Annotated in this window: 21 protein-coding genes; 12 read left to right on the top strand and 9 right to left on the bottom strand. The window is 62.6% G+C overall.

All coding sequences use genetic code 11. The annotated features are described in order from the left end of the window. Nucleotides 1–7 precede the first annotated feature (7 nt). Genes ACZ5RT_RS08620 through ACZ5RT_RS08610 form a run of 3 tightly spaced genes read left to right on the top strand, consistent with a single transcriptional unit; the run spans nt 8 to nt 2,490 of the window. Entirely contained in the window at nt 8–1,015 is a 1,008-nt protein-coding gene (locus tag ACZ5RT_RS08620; protein ID WP_464452181.1) for a branched-chain amino acid ABC transporter permease, read from the top strand. Continuing rightward, entirely contained in the window at nt 1,008–1,775 is a 768-nt protein-coding gene (locus ACZ5RT_RS08615) for an ABC transporter ATP-binding protein (protein ID WP_291928379.1), read from the top strand. The genes ACZ5RT_RS08620 and ACZ5RT_RS08615 overlap by 8 nt, the downstream gene beginning before the upstream one ends. Before the next feature lies 1 nt (nt 1,776). Then, nucleotides 1,777–2,490 carry an ABC transporter ATP-binding protein gene (locus tag ACZ5RT_RS08610; protein WP_291928382.1) on the top strand — a complete coding sequence of 238 codons (714 nt, stop codon included), beginning with the start codon at nt 1,777–1,779 and terminating at the stop codon, nt 2,488–2,490. A gap of 276 nt (nt 2,491–2,766) precedes the next feature. Here ACZ5RT_RS08610 and ACZ5RT_RS08605 read toward each other — a convergent pair whose 3' ends face one another. Then, the gene (locus ACZ5RT_RS08605; RefSeq protein ID WP_291928385.1) at nt 2,767–3,537 is read right to left on the bottom strand and encodes an IclR family transcriptional regulator domain-containing protein; all 771 of its coding nucleotides are present in this window, start codon (nt 3,535–3,537) and stop codon (nt 2,767–2,769) included. Nucleotides 3,538–3,805: 268 nt separating this feature from the next. Here ACZ5RT_RS08605 and pobA point away from each other — a divergent pair, with 268 nt between their 5' ends. Both pobA and ACZ5RT_RS08595 read left to right on the top strand, forming a co-directional pair. Then, a complete protein-coding gene (pobA, locus tag ACZ5RT_RS08600; protein ID WP_422169744.1) occupies nt 3,806–5,002 on the top strand; it encodes a 4-hydroxybenzoate 3-monooxygenase in 1,197 nt (398 codons plus the stop codon). 263 nt (nt 5,003–5,265) lie between these two features. After that, entirely contained in the window at nt 5,266–6,135 is an 870-nt protein-coding gene (locus ACZ5RT_RS08595; protein ID WP_464452180.1) for a CoA transferase, read from the top strand. Nucleotides 6,136–6,167: 32 nt separating this feature from the next. Here ACZ5RT_RS08595 and ACZ5RT_RS08590 read toward each other — a convergent pair whose 3' ends face one another. Further along, complete coding sequence (locus ACZ5RT_RS08590; RefSeq protein WP_464452179.1) at nt 6,168–7,085, bottom strand: S8 family serine peptidase; 918 nt, start codon at nt 7,083–7,085, stop codon at nt 6,168–6,170. 24 nt (nt 7,086–7,109) lie between these two features. Further along, complete coding sequence (locus tag ACZ5RT_RS08585; RefSeq protein ID WP_424374638.1) at nt 7,110–7,709, bottom strand: hypothetical protein; 600 nt, start codon at nt 7,707–7,709, stop codon at nt 7,110–7,112. 183 nt (nt 7,710–7,892) lie between these two features. Between ACZ5RT_RS08585 and ACZ5RT_RS08580 the strand changes: the two genes are divergently transcribed. The 3 genes from ACZ5RT_RS08580 (at nt 7,893) to ACZ5RT_RS08570 (ending at nt 10,009) form a co-directional block, all read left to right on the top strand. Further along, nucleotides 7,893–8,537 carry a LemA family protein gene (locus ACZ5RT_RS08580; RefSeq protein WP_464452178.1) on the top strand — a complete coding sequence of 215 codons (645 nt, stop codon included), beginning with the start codon at nt 7,893–7,895 and terminating at the stop codon, nt 8,535–8,537. After that, a complete protein-coding gene (locus ACZ5RT_RS08575) occupies nt 8,534–9,358 on the top strand; it encodes a TPM domain-containing protein (RefSeq protein ID WP_464452177.1) in 825 nt (274 codons plus the stop codon). The genes ACZ5RT_RS08580 and ACZ5RT_RS08575 overlap by 4 nt, the downstream gene beginning before the upstream one ends. Nucleotides 9,359–9,457: 99 nt before the next feature. Further along, complete coding sequence (locus ACZ5RT_RS08570; RefSeq protein ID WP_291928401.1) at nt 9,458–10,009, top strand: hypothetical protein; 552 nt, start codon at nt 9,458–9,460, stop codon at nt 10,007–10,009. A 129-nt stretch (nt 10,010–10,138) separates the two neighbouring features. On the opposite strand, the gene ACZ5RT_RS08565 is transcribed toward ACZ5RT_RS08570, so the two are convergent. Genes ACZ5RT_RS08565 through hrpA form a run of 3 tightly spaced genes read right to left on the bottom strand, consistent with a single transcriptional unit; the run spans nt 10,139 to nt 14,910 of the window. Then, nucleotides 10,139–10,480: a helix-turn-helix domain-containing protein gene (locus ACZ5RT_RS08565; RefSeq protein ID WP_291928404.1), complete on the bottom strand. Its 342-nt coding sequence runs from the start codon at nt 10,478–10,480 to the stop codon at nt 10,139–10,141. Next, nucleotides 10,470–10,874 carry a type II toxin-antitoxin system RelE/ParE family toxin gene (locus ACZ5RT_RS08560; RefSeq protein ID WP_464452176.1) on the bottom strand — a complete coding sequence of 135 codons (405 nt, stop codon included), beginning with the start codon at nt 10,872–10,874 and terminating at the stop codon, nt 10,470–10,472. The genes ACZ5RT_RS08565 and ACZ5RT_RS08560 overlap by 11 nt, the downstream gene beginning before the upstream one ends. Nucleotides 10,875–10,890: 16 nt before the next feature. Further along, entirely contained in the window at nt 10,891–14,910 is a 4,020-nt protein-coding gene (gene hrpA / locus ACZ5RT_RS08555) for an ATP-dependent RNA helicase HrpA (protein WP_464454209.1), read from the bottom strand. A 158-nt stretch (nt 14,911–15,068) separates the two neighbouring features. Between hrpA and argA the strand changes: the two genes are divergently transcribed. Next, on the top strand, nt 15,069–16,415 hold the full coding sequence (gene argA / locus ACZ5RT_RS08550) for an amino-acid N-acetyltransferase (RefSeq protein WP_291928411.1): 1,347 nt from the start codon (nt 15,069–15,071) through the stop codon (nt 16,413–16,415). A 268-nt stretch (nt 16,416–16,683) separates the two neighbouring features. Here argA and ACZ5RT_RS08545 read toward each other — a convergent pair whose 3' ends face one another. Both ACZ5RT_RS08545 and ACZ5RT_RS08540 read right to left on the bottom strand, forming a co-directional pair. Further along, complete coding sequence (locus ACZ5RT_RS08545) at nt 16,684–17,181, bottom strand: disulfide bond formation protein B (RefSeq protein ID WP_464452175.1); 498 nt, start codon at nt 17,179–17,181, stop codon at nt 16,684–16,686. Between the two features lie 288 nt (nt 17,182–17,469). Further along, nucleotides 17,470–18,246, bottom strand: coding sequence for a ferredoxin--NADP reductase (locus ACZ5RT_RS08540; RefSeq protein WP_422169736.1), 777 nt, complete (start codon nt 18,244–18,246; stop codon nt 17,470–17,472). Between the two features lie 202 nt (nt 18,247–18,448). Here ACZ5RT_RS08540 and ACZ5RT_RS08535 point away from each other — a divergent pair, with 202 nt between their 5' ends. The 3 genes from ACZ5RT_RS08535 to ACZ5RT_RS08525 all read left to right on the top strand — a co-directional run bounded on the left by ACZ5RT_RS08535 (nt 18,449) and on the right by ACZ5RT_RS08525 (nt 21,622). After that, on the top strand, nt 18,449–18,724 hold the full coding sequence (locus ACZ5RT_RS08535; RefSeq protein WP_062405287.1) for an oxidative damage protection protein: 276 nt from the start codon (nt 18,449–18,451) through the stop codon (nt 18,722–18,724). Nucleotides 18,725–18,760: 36 nt separating this feature from the next. Continuing rightward, nucleotides 18,761–19,915, top strand: coding sequence for an FAD-dependent 5-carboxymethylaminomethyl-2-thiouridine(34) oxidoreductase MnmC1 (gene mnmC1, locus ACZ5RT_RS08530; protein WP_464452174.1), 1,155 nt, complete (start codon nt 18,761–18,763; stop codon nt 19,913–19,915). Between the two features lie 87 nt (nt 19,916–20,002). Next, complete coding sequence (locus ACZ5RT_RS08525) at nt 20,003–21,622, top strand: FMN-binding glutamate synthase family protein (protein WP_291928421.1); 1,620 nt, start codon at nt 20,003–20,005, stop codon at nt 21,620–21,622. Between the two features lie 23 nt (nt 21,623–21,645). Here the strand turns inward: ACZ5RT_RS08525 and ACZ5RT_RS08520 are convergent, their stop codons facing one another. Next, complete coding sequence (locus ACZ5RT_RS08520) at nt 21,646–23,592, bottom strand: glycosyltransferase family 2 protein (protein ID WP_464452173.1); 1,947 nt, start codon at nt 23,590–23,592, stop codon at nt 21,646–21,648. Between the last annotated feature and the right edge of the window lie 7 nt (nt 23,593–23,599).

Raw genomic sequence — 23,599 nt, 5'->3', positions numbered from 1 at the left:
GTTCCACATGAGCATGCCCCAAATTCACCTCGAAACCCTGCCGCGCAGCATCCAGCTGGTGATGTTGCTGGGCTTTTTGGCGCTCGCCGCCTTCCCCTTTGTGGGGACCGACTTCTACACGGCCATGGTCGTGCGCATGATGATCCTGGCCATCCTGGCCATGAGCCTGGATTTGCTGCAAGGCGTGACGGGCCTCGTGTCGCTGGGCCATGCGGCCTACTTTGGCCTGGCCGGTTATGTGCTGGCGTTTGTCACACCACAAAACGAACCCATCAGCCTACTGGCCAGCTTGCCGTTGGCCGTGGGCGGCTCTGCCCTGGCGGCTTTGGTCATCGGCTTTTTGGTGGTGCGCACCCACGGCATCTACTTCATCATGGTGACCATGGCTTTCGCGCAGATGATTTTCTACATCTTCTTTGACAACAAGGCCCTGGGCGGCTCGGACGGTTTGTTCCTGAATTTCCGCCCCGATGCGGGCATCATCGACCTGGAAAACAAGCGGGTGTTTTATTACTTCACGCTGGGCTGTTTGCTGGCGGTGTATGTGTTTTTGCGCCGCCTGCTCTGGAGCCCCTTTGGCCGGGCGCTGTCGGGCATCCGCGTGAACGAGCACCGCATGCGGGCCCTGGGTTTCAACACCTTCAGCCACAAGCTCGCCGCATTCACGCTGGCCGGGGCCTTGGCGGGCCTGGCGGGTTATTTGTGGGCCGCACAAACCGGGTTTGTGAACCCCGAGCTCATGGGCTTTCACATGAGCGCCCACGCCATCATGATGGTGATTTTGGGTGGCATGGGCAATTTCGCGGGCGCCATTGTGGGGGCCTTCAGCTTTGAGTATTTGCTGCATGTCTTCAAAGACCTGCCCGATGTGGGCAGCTTCAAAACCGGCAAGCACTGGCAAATGTGGATGGGTCTGTTCATCGTAGCTTTGATCATCTTTGCGCCCAAAGGCATTTTGGGCCTGATCAACCGGGTTTTCGGCAGCCAAACAGCCAAGGAGGCGGGCCATGACTGATCGCCAAGCTTTGCTGTCCGCCCGTGGTTTGACCAAGCGCTTTGGCGGGCTGGCGGCCGTCAACGACGTGTCGCTGGATTTGTGGCTCGGCCACATCCACGCCGTCATTGGCCCCAACGGCGCGGGCAAGTCCACACTGACCAACCTGCTCTCGGGCGACCTGCCCCCCACCAGTGGCAGCATCACCTTGGGCGAAGAGTCCATCACCGGTTGGACCCCCGAGAAAATTTCGCGCCATGGCCTCGGCCGCAGCTACCAAAAGACCAACATTTTCAGCACCTTCAGCGTGTGGGACAACGTGCGCTTGTCTGCGCAATCGCGTGTGCAGCCTTCGCCCTTCAACCCGCTGGGTTGGGTGCGGACAGCCGCCCGCATGCAGGCCGTCAACGCGCGGGCCGAACGCGCCATTGAACTCGCGGGCCTGCAAGACCGGCGCCAGGCCCTGGCCGGGGCCACCAGCCATGGCGAGCAACGCCAGCTCGAAATCGCCATGACCCTGGCCACCGAGCCCCGCGTGCTGCTGCTCGATGAACCGCTGGCCGGCATGGGCCAGGCCGAGGCCGAGCGCATGGTGCAGCTGCTGCTGCGCCTCAAAAAAGACCACGCGATTTTGCTGGTCGAGCACGACATGGACGCCGTGTTCACCCTGGCCGACCACCTGACGGTGATGGTCAACGGGCAAGTGATTGCGAGCGACACGCCTGCGGCCGTGCGCGCCGATGCGGGTGTGCAAGCGGCGTACTTGGGTGAGGAACATTGAGATGAGCAATTTGTTGATCCAGGCCCAAGACCTGAACACCTACTACGGCGCCAGCCACATCCTGCGCGGCGTGAACTTTTCTGTCGGCCGGGGCGAGACGATCGGCCTCATGGGCCGCAACGGCATGGGCAAAAGCACCCTGCTCAAATCCATCATGGGCATCGTGCCACCGCGCTCGGGCACGGTGGACATCAAGGGCCAGCGCATGAACGGCCGCCCCACGTTTGAAGTGGCGCAGCTGGGCATTGCCTATGTGCCCGAAGGCCGGGGCATTTTCGGCAACCTGAGCGTGGTGGAGAACCTGAAAATGGCTGCCCGTGCCGGTAGCCAAGGCCAACGCGACTGGACCTACGAGCGGGTGCTGGAGACCTTTCCGCGCCTGAAAGAACGCCTGGGCCACGGCGGGCAGCAACTGTCGGGCGGCGAGCAACAGATGCTCACCATCGGCCGGGCCCTCATGACCAACCCCGATGTGCTCATCCTCGACGAAGCCACCGAAGGCCTGGCCCCGCTGATCGCCCGCGACATCTGGCGCATCTGCAGCCTGATCAAGGCCAGCGGCATCAGCTCGATCATCGTTGACAAAAACTGGAAACACGTCACCCAGATCACCGACCGCAACATCATCCTGGTCAAGGGGCAAGTGGTGTTCGAAGGCTCCTCGCAAATCCTGCTGGATGACCCCAGCGTGCTGGAACAGCACTTGGGCGTTTGAGCCGACAAGCGGTGTGGGAGGCCGCCACTGCGGCCGAATGCGTGCTGAGCCACTGCAGCCATTCGCGAGCAGGGGCTCGCTCCCACAAAGCGCCCTCTGCCGTCGACACATCGGTCTTCGTGGGAGGCCGCCCCTGCGGCCGAATGCGCGCTAAACCACTGCAGCCATTCGCGAGCAGGGGCTCGCTCCCACAAAGCGCCCTCTGCCGTCGACACATCGGTCTTCGTGGGAGGCCGCCCCTGCGGCCGAATGCGCGCTAAACCACGCACTGCACCATCACAGCAAAGGCCGCAACTCCCGCGCTGCATCCTGCAGCAATGGCAGCCACTTGCGCTGCACAGAGGCGTCGCTCAACTGATCCGCCGTGCCCACCACATTCAGCGCGGCCAGGGTCTGGCCCTGCATGTTGCGCAGGGGCACCGCCAGCGCGTGGATGCCCAGCTCGTGGCCATCGCGGGCCAGGCAATGGTCCGCCTGCCGCACCTGCTCGACCAACGCCTTGAATCGGGCGGCATTCACCTCGGTTTGCGGCGTGATGCGGGCCAACTCCCGGCCTTTGAGCCAGGCCGTGAAATCGGCCTTGGGCAAACTGGCCAGCAAAACCCGCCCGGTGGAGGTGGCGTGCGCGGGCAAGCGTGCACCCAGGTGCAGACCATAGGCCAGGTGCCGCACCGGTTCGGCCACGCCTGCACTGCGGGCCACGATCACGCACTCGTCGTGGTCCAGAACCACCGCGCTGAAAGCCGCCTGCGTTTGTGCCGCCAGGCGGTTGAGTGTGGGCTGCAGCGTGCGCGGCAGGCGCGAGGTGGCCATGTAGCTGCCTGCCAAACGCAGCACCCGTGGCGACAACCAGTAGTGCGAACCATCGGTCTCCAGATAACCCAACTCGGCCAAGGTGAGCAAATGCCGCCGTGCCGCCGCCCGCGTGATGCCCGTGCGCTGCGCGGCCAGCGTGGCGTTCAAGCGCTGGCGCTCGGTGTCAAACGCCTCCAGCACAGCCAGGCCCTTGGCCAGTCCCTCGATATAGTCAGCTTTGGCAATTGTCATGTGAATCGGAGTGAAGTAGGAGCGAGCCCCCGCTCGCGAATGACTGCAGCGGGATCACCACCATTCGCGAGCGGGGGCTCGCTCCCACAAAAAAATGCAACGAAGGCTTTTGGGTTTTAGTGGGAAGCTGCCTCAACGGCAGAATGATTTGCGCGATCATCGCACAAATCATCTTTTCATCGCACAAACTCGAATGCCATGCCCTTCTGCCCTTGAGCCTGCCCCCTAAGCTTGCGGGCATTGCACAGACAGACTCCAGGAGACACCCATGAGCACCACCCGCACCCAAGTGGCCATTGTTGGCGCAGGCCCCTCCGGCCTGTTGCTCGGCCAATTGCTGTTCAAGGCCGGCATTGACGCCATCATCGTCGAGCGCCAAAGCCCCGACTATGTGCTTTCGCGCATCCGCGCGGGTGTGCTGGAGCAAGTGACCATGGACCTGCTGGACGAGGCAGGCGTGGGCCAACGCATGCACAAAGAAGGCTTGGTGCACACAGGCTTTGACCTCTTGTTCAAAGGCGCACGCCACCGCATCGACATGGACCATCTCACGGGCGGCAAAAAAGTCATGGTGTACGGCCAGACCGAAGTCACCCGCGACCTGATGGACACGCGCCAGGCAGAAGGTCTGCCCACGGTCTACGAAGCCCAGAATGTGCAGGTGCACGAGTTCGACACTGCCAAGCCCCGCGTCACCTACGAAAAAAATGGCCAGCTACACACCATCGAATGCGACTTCATCGCGGGCTGCGATGGCTTTCATGGCGTCTGCCGCGCCAGTGCCCCCAAAGGCGCAATCAAAGAGTTTGAAAAGGTCTACCCCTTTGGCTGGTTGGGCGTGTTGTCCGACACACCCCCTGTGCACCATGAATTGATCTACGCCAACAGCACCCGCGGCTTTGCCCTGTGCTCACAGCGCAGCGCCACGCGCAGCCGCTATTACCTGCAAGTGCCCTTGACCGACAAGGTCGAGCAATGGTCAGACGACGCCTTCTGGGCCGAATTGCGCAAGCGCCTGGACCCCGAAGCCCGCGAGCATTTGGTGACCGGCCCCAGCATTGAGAAAAGCATCGCCCCGCTGCGCAGCTTCGTGACCGAGCCCATGCGCTTTGGCCGAATGTTTTTGGCGGGCGACGCCGCGCACATCGTGCCGCCCACAGGTGCCAAAGGCCTGAACCTGGCCGCTACCGACGTGAAGTATTTGTCCACTGCTTTCATCGAGTTCTATGCCGACAAGACCGAGGCGGGCATAGACGCGTATTCGGAACGCTGCCTGCGCCGCATCTGGCGTGCGGAGCGCTTTTCGTGGTGGTTCACCAGCCTGATGCACCACTTTCCGGAAAACGGCGACATCGGCCAGAAGTTCCAGGACGCGGAGCTGGACTACCTGATCCACAGCGAAGCCGGTTCGCGCACCATGGCCGAAAACTATGTGGGCTTGCCGCTGGACTTTGGCGACCGGTAAACCCTCTCTGAGGGACTGACGCCCCTTGCTGGTTGCCCCAGTGGGAGGCCGCCCCTGCGGCCGAATGCCTGCTGAGCCACTGCCACCATTCGCGAGCAGGGGCTCGCTCCCACAAAATACCCAGCTACGCTGGCAGTCCTTGTGGGAGGCTGAGACCCAGCCATGCTCGCTGTCCCTGTGGGAGGCCGCCCCTGCGGCCGAATGCCTTTGGTGTCGCGCATTGGCAGCCATGGAACAAGTGCCCTCCTAAAATGATCAGCACCATGAGCACCAACAAACCCCTGCGCGGCACGCGCGTCTTGAGTCTTGCCCTCAACCTGCCCGGCCCTGCCGCGCTGATGCGACTGGCCCAGATGGGCGCCACCTGCACCAAGATCAACCCGCCTGCGGGCGACCCGATGCAGCACTACACGCCCAGCGGCTACGACCTGCTGCACAAAGGCGTGAAGCACAAAACGCTGGACCTCAAGACAGAAAAAGGCCAAGCCGAGTTGCACAAGCTCTTGCCTAAGACCGATGTGCTGCTGACCTCGTTTCGCCCATCGGCCCTGACCAAGCTGGGCCTGGGTTGGAAGAAGCTGCACAAGCAATACCCCGCGCTCAGCCTGATCGAAGTGGTCGGCGCTCCTGGCCCCTTGGCCGAAATCCCTGGCCACGATTTGACTTACCAGGCCGAAGTCGGTTTGGTCAATGGCATGGACTTGCCACCCAGTTTGTTTGCCGACATGGGGGGCGCCATCATGGCCAGCGAAGCTGCGCTGAAGGCGCTGATCACGCTCAAGACCACGGGCAAAGGGTCGCACCACGAAGTCGCCCTGTCCGACGCGGCCGCTTGGCTGGCCTTGCCCAGACAGCTGCGCATGACCACGCCCGAAGGTGCGGTAGGCGGTGCGCACGCGGGTTACCGCATCTATGCCTGCAAAAACGGCCGGGTGGCCGTGGCAGCGCTCGAGCCGCACTTTGCCATCAGCCTGTGCGAAGCCGCAGGTGTGGCGCTGACCCACCCGGTCAAGGACTTGTTCAATCCCGCCACGCGGCAAGCCATCGAATCATTTTTGGCGGGCCAGACCCGAGCGCAGCTCGACAAACTGGCCGCAGCCAAAGACATTCCGCTGATGACGCTGCCGCGCTGAATCGGAGCAGCGAAGGCCGCAGCCCCGAGGGCTTATTGAATGCTGACAGGGGCCAGTGCGCGGGTGATGCTCGCCTCACCGCGGCCGTGTGTGGCGGGGTTGTAACCCGAGATCGTGTCCTGGCGAGCCGTCTTCAACAGCTGGTTGGCAATCTGGGTGGGTGTTGATTTGGTGAACTTGCTGCCCAGAATGGCCGCATAACCGCTGATGATCGGCGCTGCAAACGATGTGCCGTACAAACCCGTCTTGGCGCCGTCCACACCCACGACCACAAATTGCTGTTGAACCACCGCGTCTGCACCCGGCGTGTTGGAGTAGCTGGCCAAAGAGGCCGGTGCGCTGGTCGTGCCGTTGGTGTTCAGGGCGCCGACATAAATGGCCGACTGGGCCCCTTTGAGCGCGAGGTTCAGGTAATCCACTTGTCCGGAGGCGTTGGCCGAACCGATCACGATGGCATCGTTGCCAGCGGCTTTGGAAATCACAGCCTTGCCATTTTGGGCGTGCGAAATGATGGAGGACTCCTGGCTGCTCCAGCCGATTTGCGAAGCGGTGTATCCCGCAGGCGCATACATGCCGTAACTCAGGTTCAGCACATTCAGACCACGGCTCAGGCCCACCGAGGTGCCTGAATTGAAGTCATGTGCCCGCATGGTGGCCGACGGTGCAATCATGCTGGCCTCTTTGAGCGTCCATTCGCCATGTCGCAAGAGCTGGGTGCCCTGCCCCAGATTGCCGTACAGACCCTGATTGCTGCGGAAGTCGTCCACCACCGTCACGGTCACGCCCGAACCCTTGTAGCCCTGCTTCCAGGCATCGGCCACTTCCGGGCTCATCCAGGTTTGCAGTTGCGGCGCAGGCGCGGTCTTGGAGGGGCCGGATTTTTGGGCATGGGCGGCAGACAGGGCCAGCAAACCGATGGTGGCCAAGGCAACAAGTCGAATGGTTTTCATGGTGTTCCTCTCAGGGTGGGGAATTCAAAAAATGTAGGTGTATCGGATCTGCGCCTGGTGCCGGTCGGGTGGCAAAGCGTTGATCAGGTATTTCAGGGTTTGGTCGGGGGCCAACTCGGTCGCGGCCAAACGGCAATGGACCTGCTGGACGCCACCAATCTCGCCATAGTCGGCTGTGCAGGCTCGTTCCTGCAAGCGCCCGCCAATGACCGAAGTCGCCCGAATCGACAAATGCGAACGCGGACCGGCCTTGATCTGGTAGACAAAACCCAGCTTCAGGCTGGGTGCAATGGTGTATTTTTCAGCCCGCTCGCCCGTGCTGGCGCCCCACAGCACGCCAAACTCTGGCGACAGCTGCGTCATCCAGGTCAGGCGGGTGTCCACCATTTTCGGGCGGTACCACTTGTCAAAACCCACCCATTGGCCGCCCGCAGACTCAAAACCGCCCGAGCGGTAGCCCGCCACCAGTTTGGACAACTCCGAGCCCTGAGTGAACTCCACCCAATGGGTCGTTGCAGCAGGCACCAGCTGCCAGTCCCTGTCCTGAAAAGCCAAGGCAGGCGCGGACACGCCAGCCAGAAGGCTCCACAGCACGGCAACAGCACTGAAGCGTTTAAAAATCATTGGTCGATTATATGTCGATATAGTCACTTATAGCTACATATTCGACAAAAACAACAATGCAAATGCGCAACGATATGCGCAAGCGACAGCCTTGGCAGCCCCTTGCTGAATGTGGTGCAGCGCACAGTGCCCCGGTCCTTCGCGCCATACCCTTGCCGAACACCCACCAACGCGAGGCACGCCATGACCGCCACTTTTCAACGCTGGTTTTCCCTCTTTTTGATCGGCACCGCACTCGTCCTTTCGGGCTGCGGCTACAACGAGTTCCAAAGGGGGAACGAACAGATCAAGGCCAGTTGGTCCGAAGTGCTGAGCCAATACCAGCGCCGGGCCGACCTGATTCCCAACCTGGTCAACGTCGTCAAAGGCCAGGCCGACTTTGAGCAAAGCACCTTGCAAGCCGTGGTGGAAGCGCGCTCCAAGGCCACGGCCATCCAGGCAACGCCCGAACTGGTCAACGACCCGCAAGCGTTCCAGAAATTTCAGCAGGCCCAAAAAGAACTCTCGGGCTCCTTGTCCAGGCTCTTGGTGGTGTCAGAAAACTACCCCGCTCTGCGGGCCAACCAAGGCTTCATCGACCTGCAAGCCCAACTCGAAGGCACAGAAAACCGCATCACCGTCGCCCGCAACCGCTATATCCGAGCCGTGCAGGACTACAACGTCACCGTCCACTCATTCCCCTCCAACCTGACGGCTTGGGCATTGGGCTACAAAGAAAAACCCAACTTTTCAGTCGAAAACGAGCAAGCGATCGCCCGGCCACCCACCGTGGATTTCGGGACTGCACCCGCCAAACCATCTGCCACCGTACCGGGTGATGCCAAGTGAACGTGTGGCGCATCCGCTGCGTGGGCTGGCTCTTCGGGGCCTTGCTGGTCGGGCAAGTCTGCAACGCCCAGTTGCCCGTGCCGCCCTTGACAGGCCACGTGGTCGACCAAACCCGCACACTCACCCCGGCGCAGCAAACCACGATCGAACAAAAGCTGACCGCCTTTGAAGCACGCAAAGGCAGCCAGCTGGCCGTCTTGCTGGTGCCCACCACCCAACCCGAAACCATCGAGCAATATGCCCTGCGCGTGGCCGAGCAATGGAAGCTGGGCCGCACCAAGATCGACGATGGGGCCATTCTTGTGGTGGCCAAGAACGACCGCGCCGTGCGCATAGAGGTAGGTTACGGACTGGAAGGCGCCCTCAACGACGCCACCAGCAAACGCATCATCGAGGAAAGCATCACGCCTGCTTTTCGGCAGCAAGACTTTTTCGGCGGCATCGACACAGGGCTGCAACGCATGATGGGTGTCATCGACGGCGAGCCCCTGCCCGCACCGACCGCTGCGCCAACGGTCAAGCCCTGGATGGACATCAGCTGGATCATTGCCGCTGGCGCTCTGCTGGGCTTTGTGTTGCGGGCCGTGCTGGGCCGATTTCCTGGCGCGATCATGACCGCCGCGATTGTGGGCGCCGTCTCGTGGTTCCTGCTTGGGGTGCTGTCTTTGGCACTGATCGCGGGTGGCATCACAGGGCTGACCACCTGGGTGGGCTTGGCCGGATTGCTGCGAGCCCGGTACGGCGGGCGCGGTGGCCCCGGTGGCGGCTTCAAAGGCGGGGGCGGCGGCTTTGGCGGTGGCGGTGCTTCCGGGCGCTGGTGAACGCAGCGCGTCATCGCGCTGCGTTGGTTGACGCACTGATCACACAAGGCCAGGCGTGTGCTAATGGGTTCTCTTCATCACCTCAAAGGGGAAACCTTCATGCAAAAACTCAAGACCTTCACCGCCGCCCTGCTGTGCGCCAGCCTGCTGCCCATCTCGGCCGCCTATGCCCAAACCATGAGCAAAGCCGACTACAAGGCCAGCAAAACACGCATCAGCGCGGACTACAAGGCCGACAAAGCCGCTTGCGGCTCGCAGTCAGGCAATGCCAAAGACATCTGCGTGGAAGAAGCCAAAGCCAAGGAAAAGATTGCACGCGCCGAGCTGGAATACAGCTACACAGGCAAAGCCGCCGACCGCACCAATGTCCTGGTGGCCAAAGCCAAAGCCGCCTACGAAGTCGCCAAAGAGCGCTGTGACGACCTCGCGGGCAACGCCAAGGACGTGTGCCGCCAAGAAGCCAAGGCCGTCGAGAAAAAAGCCCTGGCCGACGCCAAGATGAACAAGGAAATCGGTGAAGCCAAGAAAGACGCGGCCACCGAAAAAGTCGACGCCGACTACAAAGTGGCCATCGAAAAATGCGATGCCCTCGCAGGCGACGCCAAAGCCAGCTGCGTTGCGGCAGCCAAGGCCAAGTTTGGGAAGAACTGACAAGCCCTACTGAGGGAAACAGAGCGCTACTAGAGCAGAGTACGCAACTCTTGTACGAAGAAGCTCACACGCAGTTGACTCAGGCGCTGGGCGTCGCGGGCGGGTTTAACGCGGTATTTATCCGGCGCATCACAGCAAGGCATCCAACCCCTTGCGGTCCAACAAGTTCAGCAACTTGAGCGAAGGGCCGCTGGGGTGCTTTTCGCCGATTTCCCATTTGCGCACGGTGGAAGCGCTGGTGTTGAGCACCGAGGCCATGACTGTCTGGCTCAGCTTGTGCTGCTCACGCAGGGCGCGGATTTGGGCGCTGTCATAAGGCGCAATCGGCTCCATGCAAAGCGCTTCCAGCTTCTGCATCTTGCGCTTGTCGATGAAGCCCAAACGCTCCAGATCGGCCGCTGTCTCATAGACCGTTTCCAACATGCGACTGACGGTTTGGGGCTTGACCTTGGTTTTGGCTTTAGTGCTCATGGCAAATCTCCTGTAATGAACCGTCTTGCACCGAGACTTCAAGCTGACGCCCCGTCAAGTCCAGCAGTTGTTTGGCCAGCCACTGCAAGGCTTCCAGCTCGGCATTGGAAACATTGGCCTTTTCGTTCTTCTCAAACCCGAACACAAAAAACCAACGGCTGGCCCTGCGCGTTGCCACCAAAGTGCGGGCGCCTCCACGCTTACCGCGCCCGGGCAAGGCAACGCGTTTCTTGAGCACATCGCCGCCCAGATCAGCATCCACCAGGCCACTGACCATCTCGCTCACGGCTTGGCACAAAGCTTGATCCGTCAGCTCGCTTTTACGCATCCACTTGGCAAATTGACGGGTTTTGAAGACGCGGCGGATGCGTCGAATTATGCCACTTAGTGGCATAAATCACAAAAACACCTCAATGATTCAACTGCCCCCAAGCCTTCTCCAGCCGCTTGATGCTCACCGGCTGCGGGGTGCGCAGTTCTTGGGCGAAGAAGCTCACGCGCAGCTCTTCCAGTAGCCAGCGGAACTCCAGCATGCGGGCGTCTTGGGCGCCTTTGCGTTCGGCCACCAGACGCCAGTAGCGTTGTTCTTGCGGTTTCAGCTCGGTCAGGCGCTGGGCGTCGCGGGCGGGGTCGGCGCGGTATTTGTCCAGGCGCAGGGTGATGGCCTTGAGGTAGCGGGCGTAGTGCTGCAGCTGCGGCCATGGGGTGGCGGCCATGAAGTTTTTGGGCATCAGGCGTTGCAGTTGCTGGGTGCAGTCGGCTGTCGCATCGGGGGCGTTTTTGGTGTCCTTGATCTTGCGTGTGGCCGCGCCAAACTCCAGCAAGATGGTGCCCGCCAGCCGGGCCACTTCGTTCGCAATCAGCGTGAGGCGGCCCCGGCCTTCTTCGATGCGGCGCTTGAAGGTGATTTCATTGTTGGGCAGCGGGTCGAGCAAGAAAGCACGATCCAGCGCCACGTCGATGATCTGGGTTTTCAGCTCATCCGCCGTGCCCAGCGGCATGTAGGCCACAGCCATTTTTTGCAGGTCGGGGATGTTTTTTTCCAGGTACTTGAGCGCGTCTTTGATCTGCAGCGCAAACAGGCGGCGCAGGCCAGCGCGGTTTTTGTTGGCGGCCACGTCGGGCTCGTCAAACACCTCGATCGTCACGGCGTCTTGCATGTCCACCAGCGCCGGGAAGCCGATCAGGGTCTGGCCGCCTTTGCTGATTTCCATCAGTTCGGGCAGTTCGCCGAATGTCCAGGTGGTGTAGCGCTGGGGGGCGATGGGGGTCTGTTTGGCGGGGGTGGCTTTGGTGGATGCTGTGCCTGTGCGGGGCTGGATACCCGCGTTCGCGGGTATGACATCTTGTCTTGTCACACCCGACTTGATCGGGTGTCCATGGGGGGCGTGGACACTAGCGTTCGCAGGTGCGACAGATGGAGTGGGCATGCCTGAGGGGGTGGCCATGACAGAAGACGCCACCTTCAACTGCGCCAACGCCTGGAACGCGCCACGGGCTTTGGCACCCAGCTCGCCTTTGAGGGCGCCCAGGTTGCGGCCCATGCCCAGCTGGCGACCGTGTTCGTCGACCACCAGCAGGTTCATGAACAGGTGCGGGCTGAGCATGTCGTGTTTGAAGTCGGTACGTTTGACGTCCAGACTGGTTTCGTCGCGCACTTTTTTGAGCAACACGTCGGTCAGCGACCCGGCACCAAACAGCTCGGGGGCTGACAACTCGGCCGCGATACGCGTGGCCGATTCGGGCAGCGGCACAAAGCGGCTGCGCGGGCGCTGCGGCAGGCTTTTGAGCAGCGCCTGAATTTTGTCTTTGAGCAGGCCGGGCACCAGCCATTCGCAGCGGTCTTCGCTCACTTGGTTGAGCACAAACAAAGGCACGGTGACCGTGACGCCATCGCGGGCATCGCCCGGCTCGTGCAGATAAGTGGCTTGGCAATCGGTCCCGCCCAGGCGGATGTGTTTGGGGAAAGCCTGCGTGGTGATGCCTGCGGCCTCGTGGCGCATCAACTCTTCGCGGGTCAACATCAGCAGGCGCGGTTGCTTGACGCTTTCTTGCCGATACCACTCTTCGAGCAAACGGCCGCTGCAGACTTCGGGCGGGATTTGCTGGTCGTAAAAGGCGTAGATCAGCTCATCGTCCACCAACACGTCTTGCCTGCGCGACTTGTGCTCCAGCTCTTCGACCTTGGCGATCATCTTGTGGTTGGCGGCCAGGAAAGGCAGCTTGGTCTCCCACTGATCGCCCACCAGCGCTTCGCGGATGAAAATCTCGCGTGCGCCGTGCAGGTCCACCCGGCTGTAGGCGGTGCGCCGCCCGCTGTAGACCACCAGGCCGTAAAGCGTGGCCCGCTCCAGCGCCACCACTTCGGCGGACTTCTTTTCCCAATGCGGGTCGAGCACCTGTTTGCGCAGCAGGTGCGCGCCGACCTGCTCCAGCCACTGAGGCTCAATCGCCGCAATGCCCCGGCCAAACAGGCGCGTGGTCTCCACCAGTTCAGCCACCACGATCCAGCGGCCCGGCTTCTTGCTCAGGTGTGCGCCGGGGTGTTTGTGGAACTTGATGCCGCGTGCGCCCAGATAGGCGTCCTCATCTTCGAGCTTGTAGCCCACGTTGCCGAGCAGGCCCGCCAGCATGGACAGGTGCAGCTGCTCATACGTGGCGGGCTGCGTGTTGATGCGCCATTGGTGCTCGGTCACCACGGTGAGCAGCTGGGTGTGCGTGTCGCGCCACTCGCGCACGCGCCGGACGTTGATGAAGTTCTGGCGCAGCAGCTGCTCGTATTGGCGGTTGCTGAGTTTGTGGGTGGATGCGGGGGCATGAATGCCCGCCCCCTTTGTCACACCCGGCTTGACCGGGTGTCCATGAGGCGCATGGATACCCGCGTTCGCGGGTATGACAGATTCTTTTGTCACACCCGGCTTGACCGGGTGTCCATGGGCCGATGGGCCGCCCCTTGCATCGTGAATCCATTTCCACAGCTTCAGATAACCGGTGAATTCGCTCTTGTCGTCGTCGAACTTGGCGTGCGCCTGGTCGGCCTGGGCCTGGGCGTCCATGGGGCGGTCGCGCACGTCTTGCACGCTCATGGCGCTGGCGATCACCAGCACTTCGTCGAGCGCGTTGCGGTGGCGCGCTTCCAAAATCATGCGGCCCACGCGGGGGTCCAGCGGCAGGCGGGCCAGCTCTTTGCCAATGGGGGTGAGTTCGTTGTCGTCATCCACCGCGCCCAGCTCGGCCAGCAGTTGGTAGCCGTCGGTGATGGCGCGTTTGGACGGCGCTTCGATGAACGGGAAGTCTTCCACCACGCCCAAGTGCAACGACTTCATGCGCAAGATCACGCCTGCCAAAGACGAGCGCAAAATTTCCGGATCGGTAAAGCGCGGGCGGCCTGCAAAGTCCTTTTCGTCGTACAGGCGGATGCAGATGCCGTTGGCCACGCGGCCGCAGCGGCCCGCCCGCTGGTTGGCCGCCGCCTGGCTGATGGGCTCGACCAGCAGCTGCTCGACCTTGCTGCGCAGGCTGTAGCGCTTGACCCGCGCCGTGCCCGCGTCGATCACGTAACGGATGCCGGGCACGGTGAGCGAGGTTTCGGCCACGTTGGTGGCCAGCACGATGCGACGGCCGTTGGACGCTTCAAAAATCCGGTCCTGCTCGGCCTGTGACAGGCGGGCAAACAGCGGCAGCACTTCGGCGTTGCGCGTGAGCGGCTGGTGCGCCAGGTGTTTGCGCAGGTGGTCGGCGGCTTCGCGGATCTCGCGCTCGCCCGGCAAAAAAATCAGGATGTCGCCGCCTGCCCCGCCCTGCCAGAGTTCGTCCACCGCATCGGCCATGGCCTCGTTCAGGCCGTAGTCACGCGACTCTTCAAACGGGCGGTAGCGCTGCTCGACCGGGAAGGTGCGACCCGACACCATGATGACCGGGGCCGGGCCCTGGCGCGAAGCAAAGTGCTTGGCAAAGCGGTCGGCATCGATGGTGGCCGAAGTCACCACGATCTTGAGGTCCGGTCTGCGCGGCAAGATTTGTCGCAGGTAGCCCAGCAAAAAGTCGATGTTCAGGCTGCGTTCGTGCGCCTCGTCGATGATGATCGTGTCGTAGGCCTGCAGCAGCGGGTCGGTCTGCGTTTCGGCCAGCAAGATGCCGTCGGTCATGAGCTTGACCGAGGCGTTTTTGCTCAAACGGTCCTGAAACCGCACCTTGAAACCCACCACCTCGCCCAGCGGCGTCTTGAGTTCTTCGGCAATGCGCTTGGCCACCGAGCTGGCCGCAATGCGCCGTGGCTGGGTGTGGCCGATCAGGCGGCCCTTCTCTCCGGGCTTGGCATTCAAGCGTCCCCGCCCCAGCATCAGCGCAATTTTGGGCAGCTGGGTGGTCTTGCCCGAGCCGGTTTCACCGCACACGATGATGACCTGGTGCTGGTCCATGGCGGCCATGATTTCGTCACGGCGGGCCGAGACGGGCAGGCCTTCGGGGAAGTCGATTTGGAGGGGGGTGTCAGACAAGGCAAAAACTTCTGTGAAAATCAAGGCAAGAACAGCCCGGGATTATCCCAGCCCGACGCCCCGCCACCTTTGCCGCCCCCAGATTGCCCATGTCCACTGTCTTCAACTTCACCTTTGTGCCCTGGTTCCGGTCGGTGGCGCCTTATATCCACATGCACCGGGGCAAGACCTTTGTGGTCGGCATCGCGGGCGAGGCGATTGCGGCGGGCAAGCTGCAAAACCTGGCGCAAGACCTGGCCCTGATCCAGAGCATGGGCGTCAAGATCGTGCTGGTGCACGGCTTTCGCCCGCAGGTCAACGAGCAACTGGCCGCCAAAGGCCACACGCCCAAGTACTCACACGGCATCCGCATCACCGACAGCGTGGCGCTCGATTGCGCGCAAGAAGCCGCAGGCCAGCTGCGTTACGAGATCGAAGCGGCCTTCAGCCAGGGCTTGCCCAACACCCCCATGGCGGGCTCTACGGTGCGGGTGATTTCAGGCAACTTCATCACCGCAAGGCCCGTGGGCATTGTGGATGGCGTGGATTTCCAGCACTCGGGCCTGGTGCGCAAGGTGGACGTGGACGGCATCATGCGCACACTGGACATGGGGGCGATGGTGCTGCTGTCGCCCTTTGGCTTCTCGCCCACGGGGGAGGCCTTCAACCTGGCCATGGAAGAGGTCGCCACCAGCGTGGCCGCCGAGCTGCAGGCCGACAAACTGATTTTTGTGACCGAGATTCCGGGCATCCGCATGCAGCCGGGTGAGCCCGCCAGCGACGACAACCCCATCGACACCGAGCTGCCACTGGCAGCGGCCAAACAGTTGCTGGCCTCGCTGCCCCCGCCGACCGAGCCGACCGACATTGGTTTTTACCTGCAGCACTGCGTCAAAGCCTGCGAAGAAGGCGTAGAGCGCTCGCACATCCTGCCCTTTGCAGTCGACGGCTCGCTGCTGCTGGAGGTGTATGTGCACGACGGCATCGGCACCATGGTGGTGGACGAAAAGCTCGAAGAACTGCGCGAGGCCACCGCCGACGACGTGGGCGGCATCTTGCAGCTGATCGAGCCGTTCGAGAAAGACGGCACCCTGGTCAAGCGTGACCGCACCGAGATCGAACGCGACATCGACCACTACACCATCATCGACCACGACGGCGTGATCTTTGCCTGCGCCGCGCTCTACCCCTACCCCGAAGCCAAGACGGCCGAGATGGCGGCGCTGACGGTGTCGCCCCAGTCGCAGGGCCAGGGTGACGGCGAGAAGATTTTGAAGCGCGTGGAGCAACGCGCCCGCGCCATGGGCCTCAAAAGCATCTTTGTGCTGACCACCCGCACCATGCACTGGTTCATCAAGCGCGGCTTTGTGCAGGTGGACCCCGACTGGCTGCCAGAAGCCCGCAAACGCAAATACAACTGGGACCGCAAGAGCCAGGTGCTGGTCAAGAAGCTCTGACCGCTGGGCCTTCGTCTGGCATGGATACCCGCGTGCGCGGGTATGACACAGCAAGGTCAACCCCTACTTGATCAGGGGGCGATGTCTCTTATCTCGTCACCCCCGACTTGATCGGGGGTCCATGCCTCCGGTTTCGATGGATACCCGCATCCGCGGGCATGACACATCGACGTCACCCCCGACTTGATCGGGGGTCCATGCCTGCGACTGCCGTGGATACCCGCATGCGCGGGCATGACAAAGCAGACGCTGGCCTTCTCAGTGGGCATCAACGGTCCCTGAAAGCCTTGTACGCGATCAACCAGCCCGCCAGGCCAAACACCACAAAACACACAAACGACCAGTTGGCGATCGAGCCGCCCAGAAAGGTCCAGTCGATCTTGGTGCAGTCGCCGCTGCCTTTGAAGATCATGGGAATGGCGCGGTTGATGGGGAAGTTTTCGACCATGCCGTAAAAGTCACGGCCGCAGGTGACGATTTCGGGTGGGTACCACTGCAGCCAGCTCTGGCGTGCTGCTGTGAACGCGCCGAAACCCGCCATCAGCGCGAGCAACAGGGCCGATACCGTCAGGCTCCAGCCACGCAAACGCCAGCCAATGGCCCCGAACAGCACCACCCCGATCAGCGCGTACCGCTGCACGATGCACATGGGGCAAGGGTTCAGACCCACCACATGCTGCAAATACAGGCCAAAGATCAGCATGCCGATGCCCGACAAAGCGATCAGAGCCATCCAGCGTGAGGGGGTGATGGAAGTCAGGTTCATGGCGTGGTTGAGGGGTGGATCATGTTGGCGACAGTTGGGCCAAGTTTGTCATGCCCGACTTGATCGGGCATCCAGGCTGTTCAGACATGGATACCCGCGTGCGCGGGTATGACACGGAGAACTGCATACCCGCCTTCGCGGGCATGACATGGAAAGCTGGATACCCGCCTTTGCGGGTATGACAAAAGGCTTGGATGCCTGCATTCGCGGGTGTGACAACACAAAAATCCTATTTTGCCTTCATGCTCCGGCCTGATCGGTGGGGCCTGTCACAAAGCCCCTGCCTCGTCAGGATTCGGCGAACGCGCGTTCGATGACAAAAGCGCCGGGGGTGCTGGTGTTGCCTTCTTTCAGGCCTCGCTCTTCGCAGATGCGCTTGAGGTCTTTGAGCATGGCTGGGCTGCCGCAGATCATCACGCGGTCGGTCTCGGGGTCGAGCGGGGGCAAGCCCAGGTCGGCGAACAGCTTGCCGTTTTCGATCAGGTCGGTCAGGCGTCCCTGATTTTTGTACGGTTCGCGGGTGACGGTGGGGTAGTACAGCAGCTGCTGGCTCACCATTTCACCCAAAAACTCGTTCGCTGGCAGTTCTTGGGTGATGTAGTCGTGGTACGCCAGCTCGTTCACCTGCCGCACGCCGTGCACCAGGATCACTTTTTCAAAGCGCTCGTAGGTGTCGGGGTCGCGGATGATGCTCATGAAGGGGGCCAGCCCCGTGCCAGTGGACATGAGGTACAGGTTTTTGCCGGGCAACAGGTAGTCACACAGCAAGGTGCCCGTGGGCTTGCGACCCACCACAATGGTGTCGCCCACCTGGATGTGTTGCAGCCGGGAGGTCAGCGGGCCGTCGGGCACCTTGATGCTCAAAAACTCCAGATGCTCTTCGTAGTTGGCGCTGGCAATGGAATAGGCGCGCAACAGCGGTTTGCCGTTGTCGCCGCGCAGGCCGATCATGGTGAAGTGGCCGTTGGAAAAGCGCAGGGCTTGGTCGCGGGTGGTGGTGAAACTGAACAGGCGGTCGGTCCAGTGGTGAACGCTCAAAACGCGCTCTTCAAGAAATGCACTCATTTGGTATTGCTGTGTGTTGGGGCGGGACCAGAGACCCAATGCCCTTGGGGGATGCTGAAAGCTTGCTACAGTTACGGCCTGCAAGACCACACGTCAACGGGTCAACCCGGATTGTCGTGTGAACCGCTCCCAACTGGAAATACTGAAATTCTATATCCGTATAACCAGCGCTTCTTTAGACAGATCAAGGCTCGACACCACCATGGCACGTACCGTTCAATGCATCAAACTCGGCAAAGAAGCTGAAGGTCTGGATTTTCCGCCCTACCCCGGCGAGCTGGGCAAACGCATCTGGGAAGGTGTGAGCAAGCAAGCCTGGGCCGACTGGCTCAAGCACCAGACCATGCTGGTCAATGAAAACCGCCTGAACCTGGCCGATCTGCGGGCCCGCCAATACCTGGCCCGCCAAATGGAAAACCACTTCTTCGGCGATGGCGCCGACGCCGCCCAGGGCTATGTGCCACCCGCAGCGGGCTGATGCCCCGCAGCGTTTGACCCCCTGCTTGTTGACCCCTTGAGCTCGCCACCCGAGAAGCGCGAAGCGCTGGTGATCGGTGCGGGCTTGTCCGGCTCGGCTGTCGCGCACAGCCTGGCTTTGCGGGGCTGGGCCGTCACCGTGCTCGACCAAGCCCCGGGCGTGGGAGCTGGCGCATCGGGCCTGCCTGCGGGTTTGGCTGCGCCCCATGTTTCACCCGACGACAACGTGCTCTCGCGCATCACGCGCGCAGGCGTGCAGGCCACCCTGCAACGCGCCCGGGCCCTGCTGCACAGCGGCACCGACTGGGCCCTGAGCGGCGTGCTGGAACACAATCTGGCGGGCAAACGCAGACTGCCAGCCACCTGTGCCGACCAGCACAGCACCCCGGCGAGCCCGGCGCAAATCGCTGCTGCGGGCCTGCCACAGGGCACGCCCGCGCTGTGGCATGCGCAAGCGGGCTGGATTCGGCCCCGGCAACTGGTGGCCGCGCAGCTGCAAACCCCGGGCGTGCAAGTGCGCTGGGGCCAGCAGGTGCAAGGCATCGCGCGGCGCGGCGATGCATGGGCCGTGACCGATGCCCAAGGCCAAACACTGGGCCAGGCCCCTTGGCTGGTGGTGGCCAGCGCCTTTGACAGCTTGGCATTGCTGCGGCCCCTGCCCGGCTTTGCCGTGCCGCTGAATCCCTTGCGTGGGCAAGTCAGTTTTGGCCACATGGCCGACTTGACCGAGGGCCAGCGCCAGCTGCTGCCGCCTTTTCCGGTCAACGGCCACGGCAGCTTCATCAGCGGCGTGCCCACGCCCGAGGGGCCGCCCGGCTGGTTCATCGGCTCCACCTTTGAGCGCAACTGCGAGCAAGCCCCCGTGCGCGAAGAAGACCACGCCGCCAACCAAGTGCGCCTGGCCACGCTGCTGCCCGCTTTGGGCGAAGCCATGGCCAGGCAATTCGGGCCGAACCTCGTGCAGGGCTGGGCCGGTTTGCGCTGCACCTTGCCCAACCGACTGCCTGCGGTCGGCCCCATTGACCGCGCCCGCCTGCCAGGCCTGTGCCTGAGCACGGGCATGGGCGCACGCGGCATCAGCCTGGCCGTGTTGTGCGGTGAACTCACCGCCGCCTGGCTGAACCAAGAGCCCCTGCCCTTGCCTGAATCCTTGGCCAAGCACCTGGCGGCTGAGCGCTTCGTTCGCGCATAAATTTACAAAAACTAACAAAACCATCTACGATGGGGTCCATACCTGCGCGTATCGACCCCCGTGGTCGTTTGTTTTGGAGAGCTGCCCATGGCCCGTCAATCCTTGTCGCGTTACCTGCCCTGGCTGGTCACCGCCCCGGCCGCCCTCCTCAGCTGGCCCGTCTCGGCTTGGGCCAGTGCAGGTTTTGCCGCCTTGTTCGTGCTGGGCTGGATGGACTTCCGACAACCCAAACAGGCGGTGCGGCGCAACTACCCCCTCACCGGCAGGCTGCGCTACGGGCTGGAATACATCCGGCCTGAATTGCGGCAATATTTTCTGGAAGACGACGAGGAAAAACTGCCCTTTTCGCGCAACCAGCGGGCCATGGTTTACGCCCGCTCCAAAGTGCAAAACGACAAGCGCGGATTTGGCAGCATCAAGGACATGTACGCCGCCCAATCCGAGTGGGTCACCCATTCTTTGCAACCGACGCAGCTGGACCCGGCGAATTTCAGGATCACGGTGGGCGCACACCAATGCCAGCAGCCCTATGCGCTGTCACTGCTCAACATATCGGGCATGAGCTTCGGGGCTTTGTCGCCCAACGCGATCAAGGCCCTGAACAAGGGTGCCGCCATGGGGCAGTTTGCGCACGACACCGGAGAGGGCAGCATCTCCCGGTACCACCGCGAGCCGGGCGGCGATCTGATCTGGCAGATCGCCTCGGGCTATTTCGGCTGCCGCACACCCGAAGGCCGTTTCGACCCGGTGCGCTTTGCGGAACAAGCCCGCTCGCCTCAGGTCAAGATGATCGAGCTGAAACTGTCACAAGGGGCCAAACCTGGCCACGGCGGCGTTTTGCCCAAAGCCAAAGTCAGCCCCGAAATCGCCGAAGCGCGGGGCGTGCCCATGGGGCAGGACTGTGTGTCGCCCGCCCGGCATTCGGCGTTCAGCACACCGCTGGAGTTGCTGGCTTTTGTGGGGCAGCTGCGCGAACTCTCGGGTGGCAAACCCGTGGGCATCAAGCTGTGTGTCGGGCATCCGGCCGAATGGTTTTCGCTGGTCAAGGCCATGCTGGAGACCGGGCAAACACCCGATTTCATCGTCGTGGACGGCTCAGAAGGCGGCACGGGCGCCGCACCCATCGAGTTTGCCGACCATGTGGGCATGCCCCTGCGCGACGGACTGCGGCTGGTGCACAACAGCCTGGTGGGTGCAGGCCTGCGAGACCGCATCAAGATCGGGGCATCGGGCAAGGTGATTTCGGCCTTCGACATGGCACGCTGCCTGGCCCTGGGGGCGGACTGGTGCAACGCGGCGCGGGGCTTCATGTTTGCGCTGGGCTGCATCCAGTCACGCAGCTGCCACACCGACCACTGCCCAACGGGCGTGGCCACTCAAGACCCGGTGCGCCAACGTGCCATCGTGGTCACCGACAAGGCCGAGCGGGTGTTTTACTTTCACGCCAACACCCTGCATGCCCTGGCCGATCTGGTGGGCGCTGCGGGTCTGCAAAAGCCCGGCGACATCACGCCGCACCACCTGATGGTGCGCAATGGCCACGGCCAGGCCCGGACTCTGGCCTCCAACATCGACACCTTGTTGCCGGGGCAGCTGCTGGCGTCTGCGGCCCCCGCGCCACTGCCCAGTCCCTTTGCCGAGTTCTGGACGGCCAGCGCGGCCGCGCATTGGGGCGTGCCCGCGGGCACAGAAGCCGTGACCGTGTGAGTCGGCCAGGGCGTGGCCCAGGCTCAGTGCATCGCTTTGCGCCACATGCGCTGCAGCAATTTGCGCCAGCTTTGCACGCGACTGACGTGGTTGCTGTAGTCACCACTGAACAGCTTGCGGATCAAGGCGTCGCGCTGCGCTTGACTGGGCACAAAACGCCCGCTCAGGCGACCAGGCCAGCGGCGCAGAATCTGCAGCGGCACCTCGCCCACATCCTGAACCACCAGGCGCAGGCCCTCGCTGGCCTCGGGCAGTGCGGAACCTGCCGGGTCCGCGCTCAGGTGAAAACCGTCCACACTGGCGTCCACCAACAGCACGGGCAGGGACTTATCCCCCCAGTGCAGCAGCGCGGGTTCTTTCAGTTCGAAGCGCTCCTCGCGGCGCAGACGCGGGCCTTCGATGCACAGCAGCGCCGCCAACGCCAAGGCCAACACATTCAGGCCCGACCAGAACACCGCGATCGGGAAAAACTCGGTGAAGGGCACCACCGCCAGCTCGGGCGTCACATTGATCAACAGCCCCAACAAGGTCAGGGCCAAAGTGAGCAGGATCGGCGCGAGGGTGACCGTGTCCACCTGGCGGCCGCCTACCGACATTGAGCCCTTGGGCGTGACCCGAAAAGGTTTGCCAAAAGGTTGTATCAGCGAAGCCAGCACCGTGGGGGCCAGCCGGAAGCTGGCAAAAATGCTGGCGGGCACCGACACCAGCGGGATGTAGTGCGAGCCCACCAGCCAGCGGGTCGCCAAAAACAGGCCCGCCAGCAAAGGCAGCTGAAAGCGGATCAGGTCGCCCGTGTTGGTGAACTGCAAAGGCATCCAACCCAGCAAGAGGTAGGCCAGCGGGATGAGCAACAAAAACAGGCGCACAAAGTACTGTGTGAGCCAGCTGGTCGGGAAAAACAGCAGGCGTTGCATGGGCGTGAGCCCCGGCCCCAAGGGGCCCCAACGCAAAAACAGCGACTGGATGGCGCCCCGGCACCAGCGTTCGCGCTGCACAAAAAAGCCCTCGATCGACTCGGCCGCCAGGCCCATGCTCAGGCGCTCGTTCAGGTACACGGTGCGGTAGCCATGGCGCAGCATGACCAAGGTGGTGAGCAGGTCTTCGGTGATGCTTTCGGTCGGGATGCCGCCCGCTGCATCCAGCGCCTGACGCCGCATGATGCTGCACGAGCCGCAGCAAAACGAAGCGTCCCAGGCGTCGCGCGAAGCGGCCATCTGGTCAAAAAACAAGCGCTGTTCGTCCGGGTAGTCCTGCATCAGGCCCAGATTGGTCTGGATCGGGTCCTTGTTGTAAAAGTGCTGGGGCGTTTGGACGATGCCCACGCTCGGGTCCACAAACAGGCCCAAGGTGCGCCGGATGAAACCCCGCGAGGGCACAAAATCGGCATCGAACACGGCCACAAACGCCCCTCGGGCGTGCTGCAGCGCGTGGTTGAGGTTGCCCGCTTTGGCGTGCAGGTTGTCGGGCCGCGTCAAATAGCGCACGCCGTGGCGGGCGCAATAGGCCTGCAGCCAATCCCGACGGCCATCGTCCAGCACCCAGACCGTCTTGTTCGGGTAATCGATCGCCTGCGCACCCAGGATGGTTTTTTCCAGCACATCCAGCGGCTCGTTGTAGGTGGGAATGAACACATCCACCTCGGGCTGGCCCAAAACGGCCGCGCCGTCTACAGCGTCGGCCTGGGCGCTGCGGGTGTTGAGGCGGCTCATGATCAGCAAAAAGATGCCCACCTCCAACAGCGCCAGCAACTCGATCAGGGCCACCGCCCAGATCCAGGCCTGGGCCTGCCAGCCTTGCCCACCCGCCGCCTGCAAGGTCGAGCCCACGCGCCAAAACAGGTAGGGCACCCACAGCACAGCCGGCACCAGGGTCACCGCCATCCGGACACGGGGGTGGTCACGGCGGGTGTCCCACAACAGGGCAAACAGCCCCAAGACCAGCAGCAGCGGGATGAAGTTGTCGTCGATCACGCGGTGA

The organism is Limnohabitans sp. TEGF003 (assembly GCF_055395455.1).
The sequence above is the reverse complement of the archived record's forward strand: the minus strand, read 5'-3'. Positions and strand labels throughout refer to the sequence as shown.